This is a genomic window from Clostridium folliculivorans (assembly GCF_024341905.1).
Taxonomy (GTDB): Bacteria; Bacillota; Clostridia; order Clostridiales; family Clostridiaceae; genus Clostridium_AR; species Clostridium_AR folliculivorans.
Genome location: NZ_BQXY01000012.1, coordinates 115,073 through 131,536, shown reverse-complemented (window position 1 = coordinate 131,536; position 16,464 = coordinate 115,073). Strand labels below are relative to the sequence as shown.

The 16,464-nt window shown below is 31.4% G+C and carries 11 protein-coding genes; all 11 read right to left on the bottom strand.

Going from position 1 to position 16,464, the window contains the following annotated elements; genetic code table 11:
- Positions 1-615: 615 nt before the first annotated feature.
- The 11 genes from OCU55_RS21770 to OCU55_RS21720 all read right to left on the bottom strand — a co-directional run bounded on the left by OCU55_RS21770 (position 616) and on the right by OCU55_RS21720 (position 16,398).
- A complete protein-coding gene (locus OCU55_RS21770) occupies positions 616-987 on the bottom strand; it encodes a hypothetical protein (RefSeq protein ID WP_261854391.1) in 372 nt (123 codons plus the stop codon).
- A 679-nt stretch (positions 988-1,666) separates the two neighbouring features.
- On the bottom strand, positions 1,667-3,139 hold the full coding sequence (locus OCU55_RS21765) for an L-fucose/L-arabinose isomerase family protein (protein WP_261854390.1): 1,473 nt from the start codon (positions 3,137-3,139) through the stop codon (positions 1,667-1,669).
- Positions 3,140-3,202: 63 nt separating this feature from the next.
- Positions 3,203-3,826: a DUF4867 family protein gene (locus tag OCU55_RS21760; protein WP_261854389.1), complete on the bottom strand. Its 624-nt coding sequence runs from the start codon at positions 3,824-3,826 to the stop codon at positions 3,203-3,205.
- 239 nt (positions 3,827-4,065) lie between these two features.
- Positions 4,066-6,081, bottom strand: a complete 2,016-nt coding sequence (gene tkt, locus OCU55_RS21755; protein WP_261854388.1) for a transketolase — start codon at positions 6,079-6,081, stop codon at positions 4,066-4,068.
- Between the two features lie 9 nt (positions 6,082-6,090).
- Positions 6,091-6,738, bottom strand: coding sequence for a fructose-6-phosphate aldolase (gene fsa / locus OCU55_RS21750; RefSeq protein ID WP_261854387.1), 648 nt, complete (start codon positions 6,736-6,738; stop codon positions 6,091-6,093).
- A gap of 207 nt (positions 6,739-6,945) precedes the next feature.
- A complete protein-coding gene (locus tag OCU55_RS21745) occupies positions 6,946-8,094 on the bottom strand; it encodes an ROK family transcriptional regulator (RefSeq protein ID WP_261854386.1) in 1,149 nt (382 codons plus the stop codon).
- A gap of 328 nt (positions 8,095-8,422) precedes the next feature.
- On the bottom strand, positions 8,423-9,925 hold the full coding sequence (xylB, locus tag OCU55_RS21740; RefSeq protein ID WP_261854385.1) for a xylulokinase: 1,503 nt from the start codon (positions 9,923-9,925) through the stop codon (positions 8,423-8,425).
- A 529-nt stretch (positions 9,926-10,454) separates the two neighbouring features.
- Positions 10,455-11,852 carry a M24 family metallopeptidase gene (locus tag OCU55_RS21735; protein ID WP_261854384.1) on the bottom strand — a complete coding sequence of 466 codons (1,398 nt, stop codon included), beginning with the start codon at positions 11,850-11,852 and terminating at the stop codon, positions 10,455-10,457.
- An 87-nt stretch (positions 11,853-11,939) separates the two neighbouring features.
- Complete coding sequence (locus tag OCU55_RS21730) at positions 11,940-13,475, bottom strand: phosphohexomutase domain-containing protein (RefSeq protein ID WP_261854383.1); 1,536 nt, start codon at positions 13,473-13,475, stop codon at positions 11,940-11,942.
- A gap of 189 nt (positions 13,476-13,664) precedes the next feature.
- The gene (locus tag OCU55_RS21725; RefSeq protein ID WP_345795607.1) at positions 13,665-13,796 is read right to left on the bottom strand and encodes a hypothetical protein; all 132 of its coding nucleotides are present in this window, start codon (positions 13,794-13,796) and stop codon (positions 13,665-13,667) included.
- Positions 13,797-14,118: 322 nt separating this feature from the next.
- A complete protein-coding gene (locus OCU55_RS21720; protein WP_261854381.1) occupies positions 14,119-16,398 on the bottom strand; it encodes a glycoside hydrolase family 65 protein in 2,280 nt (759 codons plus the stop codon).
- Between the last annotated feature and the right edge of the window lie 66 nt (positions 16,399-16,464).

Genomic DNA, 16,464 nt, shown 5'->3' with positions numbered 1-16,464 from the left:
TCGTCCTGAGCCAGGATCAAACTCTCAATTTAAAGTTTAATCATAGCTTACTTACTTAGTAAGTCTTTTTTCAAAAGAATTGCTGGTTTAGTTTAAGTCTAATTTTAGACTTTGTTTATCTTCTCTGTTTAATTTTCAAAGACCAAGTTAGTTTTTACTGTTTTGTGACAGCTCATTTATCTTACCACCGTAAGATTCTTTTGTCAACACTTTTTTAAAACTTATTTTCTAAAAACAAATTTTAACTTTTTGTGTCTTTATCGCTCTGTGTTGCAGCGACATATATTATAATAGCATATGATTTAATTCTAAAAATCTTATGAAATACCATTAGATGAGAATACTTGTCCAACGTTCCATATTCCTCTTCATTTCTGCAGATTCCATCAATTGACACACCAGGAACTGTTATACTGTAACACAGGCAATAAATAGAATATATTAGCGATTTAATTGATGCAAACATAAATTTCTTGACATAGTCAGCATCAATTCTGTTGTATTTAATAATATTACTCCTTTGAAAAAACTTAATAAAAGTATCGAATTATATCCACATCATAATTTCAATAATATATTAAGCACATAAAAAACAAAAAAGCCTAAATTAGGCTTTTATAAATTATCTTCTATATATTTAATTTTCTGCTCAACGTATTTTTCTAAATCTTCTAAACTTACTTCTTTCAATGTAGCAGAAGACATATTATCGGAAGTTGTTGTCAAAAGACATCCCATTGCTTCACTTTCAATTACATTATATAAAGAACTTCGTAATATTATATTTTCCCAAAAAAATAAATTATAGCATTTATTAGAACAAAAATTTCTACTTAAGTGATGTTCTTCATTTATTATTACATTCATTATATCGTGAATCTTTTTAGGAGCATCCGAGATATCTTTATAAATATAAAACTCACTTACATCAGTATCAATAACTTTACCACATTTTTCACAATGAAATTTTATATTTTTTTTGCTCATAAAGTTGATCACCCCTTATCTATTATAATCTATTCTTATAAAATACAATTAGTTCATGCTCTTCTAAGAATTACTTATATTTTTTACACATTGAAATCTTCTCAATCATTTACAATAGATCTATTTAAGTATACGTTTTATTTATCTATAAAATGTTTACATTCTTATAATTTTTTTCTTACTTAATTAACTCTTATTCGGAACTGGTCTATCTGTAGTAAATATCTCATAATCAGTTTTTTAAGCTCATCAATATTTGAACATAAGTCTTAAACCCGCATTTTTCCTATATATTTATATATTTATATATTTATATATTTATATATTTATATATTTATATAATCAAAAAAATATATAATGTTATATTTTTATAATGTTATAATGCTGTATTCATTTAATTATAAAATCATTACCTTATCACAAATACTTTTTTCCTATCTGGCTTTCTGAATGTACATGAAAAAACTTACTGGTGAATGAGTTACATTTTTACTATACGACCTTGAAAAACTTGTAAAAACATCAAAATCTCTAGGATTAGATGTCTTACAAATCTTATGCTTTTCTCAAAATAAAATAAGTAAGTGATAAATTATCTATCTACCACTCACTTTTTAACTAAGTATTACTAATACTGCATGTTCTTCTATGCTGTACTATATTAATAACTTCCAGTTTTCTATTTATAAGGATTTTCTGTCTTGTATAGCATTGCCTTAGGTTGGTTAAATCCTACTTCTTTAACTCCTAAATATCTAAATAAGTTGTATATTGCTTTTCCAAAATGTCCAAAAGCAACTGCTCCATGATGTGGGTATCTTCCTTCTATTAATACATGTCTATAGAATCTTCCCATTTCAGGAATTGCGAATACCCCTATAGCTCCAAAAGAACGAGTTGCAACAGGTAAAACTTCACCCTCTGCTACATAAGCTGTTAGTTCTGCATCCGCATTGCTTTGTAGACGGAAGAAAGTTATGTCTCCAGGTATTATATCTCCTTCTAAAGTTCCTCTAGTAATATTTGGTTCTTGATTTGGTTCTAGAGCTCTAGCCATTATCATCTGATTTTTCATAGTTCCACAAGTTAATTTGCAAGAAGCTGTATTTCCACAGTGGAATGCCATAAATGTATCCTTTAATGTGTAATCGAACTTTCCTTTTATTTCTGATTCATACATATCAGCAGGTACTGTATTGTTTATATCAAGTAATGTTACAACGTCTTGGCTTATACAAGTTCCAATATATTCGCTTAAAGCTCCATAAATATCAACTTCACAAGATACAGGAATACCCATGGCTGTTAAACGACTGTTTACATAACATGGCACAAAACCAAATTGAGTTTGGAAAGAAGGCCAGCATTTATTTGCAAATACAACATATTCTCTTGATCCTTTATGTTCTTCCATCCAGTCTAATAGTGTAATTTCATATTGAGCAAGTTTTGGAAGGATACCAGGCATTTTGTTACCTTCTCCGAGCTCTTTTTCCATACTAGCTATAACTTCTGGTATTCTTGAATCATTTGCATGAGCATTGAAGGCAGCAAACAAATCAAGTTCTGAATTCTCTTCTATCTCGACACCTAAATTATATAATTGTTTAATAGGTGCATTACAAGCTAAGAAGTCCTGAGGTCTTGGCCCAAATGATATTATCTTTAAGTTATTTAAACCAAGTAATGTATTAGCAACTGGAACAAATTCAGAAATCATTTCTGCAACTTCTTCTGCAGTCCCAACTGGATATTCAGGTATATATGCTTTTATGTTACGAAGTGCTAAATTGTAGCTTGCATTTAACATTCCACAGTATGCATCTCCACGACCGCCTACAAGGTTATCTCCACTTTCTTCTGAGGCAGCAGCAAACATAACTGGACCTCCAAATTCTTTTGCAAGTAAAGTTTCTGAAGTTTCTGGACCAAAGTTTCCAAGAAAAACAACTAGAGAATTTACACCTGCTTCTTTAACTTCTGCTAAAGCTTTTCTCATATCTTTTTCATTTTCTACAGTTGTTTGACATTCAAAAATCTCTCCATTAAATGCCTCTACTACTGCCTTTCTTCTATTAGCTGAAAGCTCCATTGGGAAACAATCTCTACTTACTGCAACAATTCCTAATTTTACTTTTGGTGTATTATTCATTTTTAAATCCTCCATTTTATTTAATTTATTATTTTAATTTTTAGTTACTATATAAAGTTTAAGCTACTTAATTGAAATATTCTCTCCAACAAGACCTATAAATGCTCCTTGTCCACCTAAATCAGTATCCTTATGTCCAATAAGCCACTTGTTTCTCGCAAATAATAGAGCATCTTCATTTACTTTTTCTATCTTGTGCTCTAATGGTAGATTAGTATCTTTTGGCAATACGACAACACATCTGAATCCACTATCCTTAGCGTTACAAGGCGCGTAATGAAGTGTGGTTCCATATACTTCTATAGCAGTTCCTGCTGGAACTAAAAATGCTTCTATTTTAGATGTATCATAGGAGTAATCGTCTTCAATGTCCTGCTGACTTCCTATTAAAAGTATAAGATCTGTTACTGCTATATTTATTTCTGATGTACGGTGGTATTCTACTGCATTTAGCATATAGTTATTACCATTGCAGAAACCTATTTGTATTGGTAATTCTCCAAATTCTCTTTCTTTTAATTCTTTTGCTATTACTAGTTCCTCTAGTTCTTTAACAGAAGGCTCATAGATTACATCTTGTGGAAGCGGTGTGTTTTGCATCTTTTCAATTATCTCTTTGCAGTCATAATTCCTTAATATTTGTCCATATTTCTTAAATGCTTTATCATTTACACTTCTAATAATCATATACATATTCCTTTCATTTATATATTTATTTATATTTGAACTATATTTAAGAGCATTGTTGAAATTAAGTAGTTATAAAGCATCGGATGGATAACCACTTAATTTCAACACTCTGCTTGAATAACACCTAAATTTTTTATTATTTTATATTAATGTTGAAACTGAGGTACTTCTCCAATTAATATTTTGTAAACGGGTAAATTGAGTCACACCTCAATTTCAACAAGGGATCACACATTCTAAAGTTTAAATTGAACTTTTACTCCTTTATTTACTACCTTTAATGCCTTATCAACCACATTTTCTACAGTAAATCCAAATTGCTTAAATAAGGTCTCAGCATTTCCTGATGCTCCGAAAGTATCAAGAGAAATTATTTCTCCATCTATACCTACGTATTTATGCCATCCAAAAGAAGTTAATGCTTCAACTGCAACTCTAGCTCTAACTGAAGTTGGCATAACTGATTCTTTATACGCTTCATCTTGAGCTTCAAATACTTCAAAACTTGGCATACTTATTACTCTTGAATCTATTCCTTTTGCTTCTAACTCATCTGCAGCCTTAAATATAAGTTCTACTTCTGATCCAGAAGCCATTAAAAGAACATCTGGAATAGCTTTCTTTGAATCTTTAAGTATATATGCTCCCTTTAAAGCTCTCTTTGCACAACCTTCATATAGTGGTAACTTTTGTCTTGTTAATACTAATGATGTTGGAGTAGCTCCATTAGTTACAGCATAATACCAAGCTGCAGCAGTTTCTTTTGAGTCTGCAGGTCTAAATACAGTCATGTTTGGCATACTTCTAAGACTTGCTAATTGTTCTATAGGCTGATGAGTTGGTCCATCTTCTCCAACTCCTATGCTGTCATGCGTTAAAACATATGCTATTGGAAGCTTCATCAAAGAAGATAATCTCATAGCTCCCTTCATATAATCACTGAATACAAAGAAGGTTGCACAAAATACTTTTAATCCGCCATGAGCATACATACCATTTACTATAGCTGCCATTGCATGTTCTCTAACTCCAAAGTGAAGATTTTGTCCACTTCTATCATCTACAGAAAAATCGCCTTTCCCTGCCATATATGTTTTATTTGAAGGAGCTAAATCTGCTGAACCTCCTATAAAATTAGGAATTAATTTTGCTAATCTATTTATAATGATTCCTGAAGATTCTCTAGTTGCCATTGCTTTATCAAAACTCCAGAATTCTTCGTTATTTAACAATTCTTCTTTATCAATCTCACCACTAATCCATCTCATATACTCTTCTGCTAGTTCTGGATAAGCTACTGAATACACACTAAACAATTCATCCCAACTATCTTCTTTAGCTATACCCTTCTCAATATGTGTATTCATATTTGAATATACTTCAGCTGGTACATGAAATGGAATTTCTGTATTCCAGCCTAAGTTTTCTTTCATTGCTAGAATATTTTCAGTCCCTAGTGGCTCACCATGGGCTGATGCTTTTCCTTGCTTTGCTGGACAACCAAACCCTATTTTATTTTTAACTATTATTAAGGATGGCCTCGAAATTTCGGCTCTTGCTATATCAATAGCCTCTTCAATTGCATCAATATCGTTTCCATCAGTAATCCGTAGTACTTGCCATCCATAAGCTTCATATCTTTTAGCTACGTCTTCTCTAAAGGCTATATCTGTATTTCCTTCAATTGAGATGTTATTTGAATCGTATAATACTACTAATTTACCAAGACCTAAAGTACCTGCAAGGGATGATGCTTCACCTGAAATTCCTTCCATTAAACATCCATCTCCTACAATGGCATAGGTATAATGATCTACAACATTAAATCCAGGCTTATTAAACTTTTCTGCAAGATGTGCTTCTGCTAGAGCCATACCTACTGCATTACATATACCTTGTCCTAGCGGCCCAGTTGTTATTTCAACGCCTTTTGTATGACCAAGCTCTGGATGGCCAGGCGTTAAGCTTCCTACTTGTCTAAAACTTTTAATATCTTCGATTGTTATCCCATATCCAAATAAGTGAAGTAACGAATATTCTAGCATTGAGCCATGCCCCGCTGATAATATAAATCTATCTCTATTTTCCCAGTTTGGATTTTTTCCATTATGATTCATCTTTGTCCATAAAGTAAACGCCATGGTAGCTGCACCTAACGGAAGTCCTGGATGTCCTGATTTAGATTTTTCTATAGCATCTGCTGATAGTACTCTTATGGCATTGATTGATAACTTATCTAATTCTCTATTCATAATGTGCTCCTACTTTCCAAAAGCTGATGCCCAATCTGCTTTAAATTTTTCTAACCCTTGGTCTGTTAGTGGATGTTTAACCATCTGTCGCACTAAACTATATGGGACAGTTGCTATATGTGCTCCTGCCTTTGCAGCTTGTATAACATGGATTGGATTCCTAACGCTTGCAGCAATTATCTTTGTATCTATACAATGAATATCAAATATTTCTGCTATATCTCTAACAAGCTCCATTCCATCCATTGATATATCATCTATTCTTCCGAGGAAGGGACTTACATAAGTTGCTCCTGCATTTGCTGCAAGTAAAGCTTGAGTTACCGAGAAAATTAAAGTCACATTTGTCTTTATTCCTTCACTTGCTAAAACCTTAGTTGCTGCTAGACCTTCTTCCGTCATTGGAATCTTTACTATCATATTCTTATGAATTGCAGATATTTCTTTTCCTTCTTTTATCATGCCTTCTGCATCTTCACTAACTACCTCTCCACTTATTGGCCCATCAACTATTTCAGTTATCTCTTTTATAACCTCATTGAAGTCTCTTCCTTCTTTTGCTATTAACGATGGGTTTGTTGTAACTCCGCAAATCACTCCCATCCTATTTGCCTGTTTAATATGCTCCACATTTGCCGTGTCTAAAAAAAACTTCATTTTTAATCTCTCTCCTTATATCTTTGTATTATACAAACTTATTTAATGACTTTTTAAAATTTGTTTAATAAGTTTTTAAAATAGTGGGCTTCTAAACTAAAATATAATTTATGTATATTGTTCTAGCCTTGAAATATCGACTAAATACAATACTTATATAAACCTAATTTCCATATAGAAACCCGTTTGTATATCATTACTTTTCTATTATTTAATTTGCAAAAACTCTTCTATAGGCATCATTGCTGCCCCTAATAGGTAAGATTCTTTAAAATCAGCTAATTTAATGTTACAGTTATTTTCATTGGTAAAGGAATTGTCTTTATATGCGCTTTCTCTTAGTAAAACCATTTTATCTTTCAATAAATTATTTATGTCTCCACCTACTACTATACAGCTAGGATCTAATATCATAATTAAGTTTGAAATACCAATTCCTAGAATACCCAAATATTCCTCAAGAACTTTTATTGCAAGTTCATTACCTTTGATATACTTTTCTTCAAACTCATATATGTCAGAAATATGTGTTTCAGCTACTTCATTATAATTCTCCATTAAAGAATTCATTGATGTATAAGCTTCAAGACATCCCTTTGCGCCACATTTGCATTTCTTACCGTTAATAGATATTTTAATATGTCCAAGTTCTCCAGATGAATTATTGTCACCTCTATATATTTTCCCATCAATTACTATACCAAGACCCAATCCATCTGTTATTGAAACATAAAGTAGATTCTTCAGCATATCTTTTCTATTCAAAAATTCATAATAAGCTGATAGATTTGCTTCATTATCTACATAAATAGGAACATTTAAATACAGAAATCTTTCCTTTAAATTGAAAGCTTTTGCTTTTAAAAGGTACGCATATTTTATGATTCCATTTTCAAAATCTACAGTTCCAGGCACTGAAAATACTATGCCCAATAGTTTTTTATCATTAAGCTCATATTTTTTTATAATAAGCTCTAAGTTTTCTTTGATTATGGTAATAAGTTCTTCAATCCCATTGTTTTTATGCCTGATTCTTATATTATCAATGATCTCTTTTTTTAAATTAACCAAAGATATCTTAATGTGGTTTGGTGTTAGTGCAACTCCAATGGAATATCTGCAATTTTCGTTTAGCTTAATAGCAATTGCCTTTCTTCCACCAGTTGACTCTAAAGATCTTACATCTTCTACTATACCTTCACTTTTTAATTCAGTTATATTTGTAGAAACGGTAGTTATACTTATATCTAATATCCTTGAAATATCAAGTTTTGTGATTTCGTTTCTTTCTAATAATAGTCCAATTATCTTTTTTCTATTTGTCTCTTTAATTTTACTGTGGTTTACTTCTATCAAATCTGAAAATACTCCTCTCAAATAACATATAAACAATGGTAGCTTTAGAAAATAACACTGTCCTACGTTGTTAAATTGTTGCAACTTATGGATTATAAATTCTACTATTCATTTACTACTAATTCATTTTTGCCTAAAAATCATCAGAAATCAAGTGTTTTAGCCATTATAAAACATGCTATCTTAATATTAGAGTTAAAAACTAACCTTAAACTTACTTATATTATTTGAAGGTGCCTTCAGTTCTTATCTTACATATTATAAGTATCATTCCTTAACGTACTACTTAATTAAGAAATTTATATTTTCAAATTAAAGTATTATATTTTTAAAAGCCCTTTATTCTTGGGTAAGCAGAATTGTATGCTTGGTATACCTTTGAATATACTTCTTTTAAATCTAAATTAGGTTCTACTTTAGAATTGCTCTTTACAATTTTCTTACATGCATCTTCAACTGAATCGTATATTCCAACTCCAACTCCTGCTAATATTGCTACACCTAAAGCTCCACCTTCTGATGCTTTTACAGTATTTAATGAATGTTGGAAAATATCAGCTAATATTTGTCTCCACACACTACTTTCTGCTCCACCACCACTTACTCTAATTTCATCTATTTTTACATCCATGTCTTCTATTAGATCTAGGCAGTTTTTAAGACTGAAACTTACACCTTCTATAATACTTCTAACAAAATCATTATGATTATTTATAAGTGATACTCCTAAAAATGCACCTTTTACATTAGGATCTATATGAGGTGTTCTTTCTCCCATAAGATATGGCAGATAAACTATTCCATTAGATCCAGGCCTTGATCTTGATGCTTTTTCAGTTAATAAGTCATAAATATTAACTCCTGATTTTTCGCTATCTTCTACTTCCTTTGCACAGAAAGTTCTCTTAAACCAGTTTAATGACAATCCAGCACCTTGAGTAACCCCCATTATATGCCACTTATTAGGCACTGCATGACATAAAGTATGAACTCTTCCTTCTTTATCAAATCTAGGTGAATCAGTTGATGCAAATACAACTCCTGATGTTCCTATTGTTGTTGATATTGTCCCCTCACTTACTATTCCATTTCCTATTGCTCCAGCAGCTTGGTCTCCAGCTCCGCCAACAACAGGTGTGCCCTCAGCTAAGTTAGTCAATTTTGCTGCTTCTTCAGTAACATGTCCACTCACAACTACAGACTCATATACATCTGCTAATATGCTCTTATCTATATTAAAGTCATTAAGAAGTTCTTCACTCCAATTTCTTGTATTAATATCTAGCATCTGCATACCACTGGCATCTGAAACTTCTGTTGCAAATACATTTGTCAGTTTAAATCTTATATAGTCTTTAGGAAGAAGAATTTTATATATTTTTTCATAGTTATCAGGTTCATTGTTCCTAACCCATAATAATTTAGAAAGTGTAAAACCAGTTAAAGCTGGGTTTCCTGTTATTTTGATTAATCTATCTTTCCCAATAACTTCAGTCATGTAATCACATTCTTTTTCTGTTCTTTGATCACACCATATTATTGAATTTCTTATAACCTTATTGTTCTTGTCTACTAAAACTAGACCATGCATTTGCCCGCTTAAGCCAATTCCCTTTATATTGTCAGCTTGTACACCACTTTTTTCAATTACATCTCTTATCCCTTTTACACATGCTTCCCACCAGTCTTCAGGATTTTGTTCTGCCCAGCCTACTTGTGGTTGAAATAAATCGTATTCATAGGTTGCAGTCTTTATTGTGTTTCCCTCTTCATCAAATAAAGCAGTCTTAGTTCCTGATGTTCCAATATCCAAGCCTAATAGATATCTCATATTTTATTCCCCCATCTTTTAATAATCATTCATATCTAAACATATATTAGTTAAATAGATACATTTTTAATAGTGCACTTTCTAAAACCATTGTTGAATTTGAGTTATATCTCATTACTTCCATATTCTTATCATAAAGAATCTTTTTAATCTACATTTAAAATAACTTTTTAAATGTCATTTAATAAGTTTATTTTACTTCCTATTTTGATCTTAGTCAACATCTTTTGTAAACTTTTCCATAGAATTTTACTAAAGATATTTCTTCCTATTTCAAAACAAAAAAGTTTCTAAAATGACTTTTTCTGCGAGTCACCATTTCCCAATGTGTATGAACAAAATCTCTCAGACTATAGATTTTATTTGTTACTGCATCTCTTTAAAAGACTTGTAAAGCCCTTAAAATATCTTATGTTTAGCTATCTTGAAAATTTTATACTTTTATATAAAGAAAAAAATTGCTAATCACAATTAGATGTAATTAGCAATTCATATAGGCGTTTACAATTAGATTCTATTATGAAGTGGTTTATCTATATATAAATGCACTTTTCTTATTTAATAGATAAGGTCTAAGATATGCTACTGTACTTGATAGAGGTAACACTTCTTCACTTAACTGTATACCCAAAACCGTTTTGATATACTTTCTTCTTTTTTCAATACGTAACCATAACTCTGGATACTCTCTCTTAATCGTCTCTCTTAAACTTTCGTCTGCTAAGGCGATACCGTTTTCCGCGCCAACACCGCCATAGCCTGGCATAGAAGGTATAATATCAATTTGTAATAGCATACCACTTTTCAAGGTTTCTCTAGATTTACGGTAAATCGGTGATGACATCCATTCTTCATCTGCTGTTAAATGTCCTGGATTCAGTGACCAGTGATATTTTTCTTTTGGTATAATTCTTTCAATAAGTTCATACATATCACTTCCACTCATACCTATATGTATATTTTCAAGCCAAGCCACAATAGCCGTAAAATACGGTGCTGCAATTACATCCACATAGTCCTTAACTGCTTCAGGAAGTTGAGAGTTACTGCTTACTGCATATCCTGCTCTGCTAGATAATCCCCCTTTATATCCAGTTGTAAGCGAAATCTTATCTCCTACCTCTATTTTTTTGTTTAAGGGATATAAATTAGCATTTTCAAATCTATTCCCAGTTGAACTTATAGCAACTACATTAGTTGGCTGACCGTGTACCTTTAAATAGTTCCCTATCTCCATCTCTGTTTTTCCAATTTCTAATGCATTCATAGCATTAAGTATGCAGTCTGAGGCTAAGGAAGAACCAAATTCATAATGCGCTATCTCATTAGAATTATTAGTTGCTCTTACTCCATAATTAGCATTTATGAACATATGTGTTGCATTGCATATGTGCTGTTCTCCTGCAAGTTCCTTAATCGCATCTACGATAAAGTAAGGCAGGTCAAAGAACTTTTTGTTATCATAAAGATTACTTGTAAAGTTTTTCCACCCAACTAACCCAACTTGTAACCCTACCTTGATACCTGCTTTTTCAAACACTTGTTTCATGCTCATTTCATTTTCCATAGGTTGATTTGGAAGTGAAAAAAACGGCGAATGAATTAATTCTGCTGGTATTCTTGAGTAGTTAACCATCTTTGTATTTTCATTTCCCAAAATTAAGTATGCTTTTCCATCATTATGTAATACTAAAAGCCCTTCTTCAAATCTAGTAAGAAACCCAGTTAAATACTCAAAGTTTGCCCCATGCTCAAGATCATTGTATATAATAATACAATCTAAGCCTTGCTTTTTCATAATAGAAAGAACTTTATTTTTTCTTTCCTTCATAGTTATATTAGATAACATTACAGGAATACCATCGTTATCACATTCTGGTGCATCTATTTCTGATAAATGAACATTTGAATATTTATAATTTCTCATATTTTCCTCCTAAAAGTCGTTAAATAACTATAGTAAATAAATTACTAAATCACTTATCTTCAACAATATGTCTAAGATAGCTTATGTCTAAAATTCTAATTCCTTGTATTCTTGCATAAATTCTTTCAGCTTACTCAATATTTTTTCAGTTCCACCAATAGTATCTGTTTCAATATTTAAAGCTAAAACTGGTTCATGTAATGATAATCTTAATAAAAACCAACCTCTTTCCTTACCACAATTTATCCTTATGCCTTCGTAATTTTTGGGTTCAATGTCCCAACCATCTACATTGAGTATAAATTTTTTCAACCCTCCTATGGTAGCGCTTCCATATTCTTTAAAACTTTCACATTTTATTTTTATTCTTATATCATCACTCTCTAAAGGTTCTTGCAATTGATCTATTAGAGATCTAATACTTTTTCCTGCTTCTTTTAATTTTGACATTTCTATTAATATTTTAACGATTAAGTATGCTCCATCATCTAAGAAGTAATTTTCTTTTAATGCAGCATGACCTGAGGTTTCAATAGCTAATGGACTTTCTATTCCCTCTGCATTTAGTCTTTTAGCTTCATTAATGACATTCTTATACCCTCTTTTAAATCTATGATGCACACCGCCTAAGTTATCTATAAATTCCGTTAACCCTGTTGAGGTTATAGAATCAGTGACTATAGTAGCTCCTGGTTTTTCTTTAATTATTATAGAGGATATCAATGCTATCAAAGCATTTTTATTTATCTCTTTCCCTTCTTTACTTACAATGGCTGCTCTATCTACATCTGTATCAAATATTATGCCAAGATCAGCACCATTTCTTAATACTGCCTTTTTTATAGATTCCATAGCAGCTTTGTTTTCAGGATTTGGAATGTGATTTGGGAAGTTTCCATCTGGTTCAAGAAATTGACTTCCTTCTGTATCCGCACCTAATTCTTTGAGTATTATCTCAGCAAAAAATCCGCCTGCTCCATTACCTGCATCTACAATTATCTTACTTCCACTTAGTGGTTTATCATAATCAGTTATTGATTTTACAGATTTTCTAACCTTTTCAATCAACAGTTTTGAGTAATCCTCTACTAAATTAATTTTTTCTATCTTCCCTTTTGCTACTTCACCAGAAGATATGTTTATTTCTACAGCTAAATTTAATATATCATCTATATCCTTGCTTTCGCACCCTCCATTAGATGTGAAAAATTTAAGGCCATTATAATAATAAGGTAGATGACTTGCAGTAATCATTATTGCTCCATCACATTTATATTGTTCCATCACTGTTGTCATAAACATAGATGGTGTGGTTGTCATACCACAATCATATACTAAGCAACCTAACCCAACTAAGATTTCTAATAAAGAAGCTTTTAATTCGGGTCCAGATAATCTTGAATCAGTTCCTACAGCTATTTTGAAATCGCAATTTTCATGATTTTTATTATTCTTCAGCCAATTTGCAAAACCACACCCTATGGATTTTACTACTGCTGAAGTTAAATTAACCTTTCCTTCAGAATTCTCTATTGCTATTCCTCTTATGTCTGTTCCGTTTTTTAGCTTTTTTAACATTTCCGCATTGATTTTAGTATCTGAGTCAATATAAGTTAATCCCATAACTTCCCCTCCATTTATACCAGAATAGCACAATCGTTTACATAATAAAATCCTAATTCAAAAAATAATTTGATTCCTTAAGGCCATAATATTGTGCAAATCCATATTAACCGATGCTTATTCCAGAAATTGTTGAGCTGCTTTAAAGTTCAGTTTACAGATTTACTTTTTCTAGTATTATCTATAATTTCACGTATTTTCACTGATTTGAAGTTTTGAGCCTTTTGTTAGAAGACTTCCGATACCAATAGAATCAACGCCTTTGCTTATCCATTCTGCTAAATTATCCAAAGTGATTCCTCCTGAGGCCAGTATTGGCATTTAATTAAGAGATTGAATAGCATCATATTTTACTAATTTCTACTAAATTTCTCCTATACAATTACCGATTTATTGCTAAATAATGTTAAATTATGTTTAAATAATGAGTTTTTAGTGCTAATTTTGTAAACTAAATTCCTTAGTTAGCTTTTATCTCAATCTGGTCTATCCGTAGCATAACTATTAATCTATATATGATAGAAAATCTTAATAAATCGTGATTTTAGAACAATCATAACTCCAGTTTCCATTTATATTAAGTTATCAAAAACAAAATTTAACCGAGCATACATGCTTAAGCATATTTGCTCGGTTAATCACACTAATTTACTATCTCAAGTTTTTTATCTCCTGTAATTTCATATAATGTTTTATTCAATTTCAAAACAATTAAGGAGTTTCCTTCACTTACAATCACTGTTTTATCTTTCTTCATATATACTTTAATATGGTTACCCTTATATGAAAATCCAAAACTTAGCTCATTCCATATGTCAGGAAGCTTTGGAGATAATGAAATGTAATCTTCTTTTATTCTTAATCCTGCAAAACCATATACTATTGACATCCAGGTTCCGCCCATATTAGCTGTGTGAATGCCGTCTTTTGTGTTTCCATGTGTATCATCTAGATCTAGTCTTGCAGTTTCAATAAAATATTTATATGCTAAGCTTGGATATCCTACTTTAGAAGCCATAATACTGTAAGCTGCGCAAGATAAAGATGAATCATGAGTTGTAAGTTTCTCATAATAATCATAGGAGTTTTTGATAGTACTAAAGTCTGCTTCATCTTCTACTAGAAAATGTGCTAACACTGTATCTGCTTGTTTCAAAACTTGATACCTATAGATTGTTAGTGGGTGATAATTTAAAAGCAATGGATAGTTTTCTTTTGGTGTGTTTTCAAAATCCCATACTGCTTTGCTCAAAAATGTATCATCTTGAGCATTTATCTTTAATTCTTCATTATATGGTAAATACATATTTATATAAGCATTTTCAAAGTTTTTAACTTCTTCTTCTGTAATTCCTATCTTATTACTTAAACTTTCAAGTATCTTCTCATCTTTGCCTTTTAATTCGTTGTAAAATTTCACAGCCCATTTTAAATTATATTTTGCCATAACATTTGTATAGTAATTATTATTTACTATAGCTGTATACTCATCAGGTCCAGTAACTGCGTCTATCTTAAATAAGTCTTTATCAAAATGACCAATTTCAAGCCAAATCCTTGCTGTCTCAAAAATTACTTCTGCACCAAATTCCTTTACAAAATCAAAATCCCCTGTTGCTAAATAGTATTGCACATATGAATAGGCTATATCTCCGTTAATATGATACTGAGCTGTTCCTGCAGGAAAGTATGAAGAACACTCCTTGCCTATTATAGTTCTCCAAGGATAAGCAGCTCCTTTTTTATGTCCCATCTCAATGGCTCTTTCCCTAGCTCCATCTAAAATATTATAACGATATCTTAATAACCCTTTTGCGAGTTCAGGGTAGCATAAAGTAAAGAACGGAAGAATATATATTTCAGTATCCCAGAAATAATGACCTTCATATCCTTCTCCACTCAAACCTTTAGCCGTAATATTACTTTTTTCTTCTTTCCCTACTGCTTGCAGTAGCTGATACAAGTTATACTTAAGACCTTGGTGAAGTTTCTCATCACCTACAATATTTATATCTGCTAAACTCCAGAATTTGTTTAGGTATTCTTCTTGTGTCTCACGTAACTTTTCAAAAGGTATGGAACTTAGCTTCTCAGCTATTTCAAAGCCAAAACTTTCTACATTTTCATGGCGCCTTGAGTCAGTATATACATTGTATTTTGTGAAATTTATTATCTTGCTTCCTGTTGCAATCCTGACTATCGCTACAGCACTTTTTTCTGTATTCTTAACACTCAGCTCATTGTAAGCGTCGCAACGATGTCTTGTAGTAACTGCAACGATATTTTTTGAGTTCGCTGTCTCAGATACTATTTGCATAACTTCTTTTTCTGCTGTAATTGACTTTACAGATAGTATCTTAGCATGATCACTACCTACTCTAGGATCATTTTCATCGGTAAAGTTTGCCACATTTCCATTAATTGATGACTCAATAATAATATCTTCATCAAAATTTACTTTTTCAATCTCATAATTAATAACAAACAGTTCTAGATACTTTAAAGATGCCATTCTTGTAATTTTAATCTTAAGTTCTTTTCCTAGTGGTGAAACCCATTGTATTTCCCTTATGTAACATCCCTTTTTTATATCTACATATCTATTGAAAGCTTTAATAGTTCCTTGGAAGACAGAAAACTTTTCGTTATTTATTATTATATCAATATCCTGAGAATCAGTGACATTTACAATTTTCTGCATTGTCTCAGGAAACGCATACGCCTTCTCACCATACTGAATAGGAGCATCTTCATAAAATGCATTTATATAAGTTCCTCTTATGGTCTTATAATTTTCAGGATACTTTTCTTCAAAGTTACCTCTAACACCTAAGTAACCATTTGATACATTGAAAAGACTCTCATTCTTCAAAAGATCCTTTTCTTCTAAACTATTATCACTTATAATCCATTCATTCTCCATGTTTAATACTCTCTTTCTGTTTTAGTTGTTTTATTTATAAATGTACACTTATGCATCAAGTTTATT

Bases quoted from the DNA above. Each gene is read 5' to 3' on its own strand.
- OCU55_RS21730 (WP_261854383.1), bottom strand. From the start codon at position 13,475: ATGGGATTAACTTATATTGACTCAGATACTAAAATCAATGCGGAAATG.
- OCU55_RS21765 (WP_261854390.1), bottom strand. From the start codon at position 3,139: ATGAATAATACACCAAAAGTAAAATTAGGAATTGTTGCAGTAAGTAGA.
- tkt (WP_261854388.1), bottom strand. From the start codon at position 6,081: ATGAATAGAGAATTAGATAAGTTATCAATCAATGCCATAAGAGTACTA.
- xylB (WP_261854385.1), bottom strand. From the start codon at position 9,925: ATGAGATATCTATTAGGCTTGGATATTGGAACATCAGGAACTAAGACT.
- fsa (WP_261854387.1), bottom strand. From the start codon at position 6,738: ATGAAGTTTTTTTTAGACACGGCAAATGTGGAGCATATTAAACAGGCA.
- OCU55_RS21735 (WP_261854384.1), bottom strand. From the start codon at position 11,852: ATGAGAAATTATAAATATTCAAATGTTCATTTATCAGAAATAGATGCA.
- OCU55_RS21760 (WP_261854389.1), bottom strand. From the start codon at position 3,826: ATGATTATTAGAAGTGTAAATGATAAAGCATTTAAGAAATATGGACAA.
- OCU55_RS21770 (WP_261854391.1), bottom strand. From the start codon at position 987: ATGAGCAAAAAAAATATAAAATTTCATTGTGAAAAATGTGGTAAAGTT.
- OCU55_RS21720 (WP_261854381.1), bottom strand. From the start codon at position 16,398: ATGGAGAATGAATGGATTATAAGTGATAATAGTTTAGAAGAAAAGGAT.
- OCU55_RS21725 (WP_345795607.1), bottom strand. From the start codon at position 13,796: ATGCCAATACTGGCCTCAGGAGGAATCACTTTGGATAATTTAGCAGAA.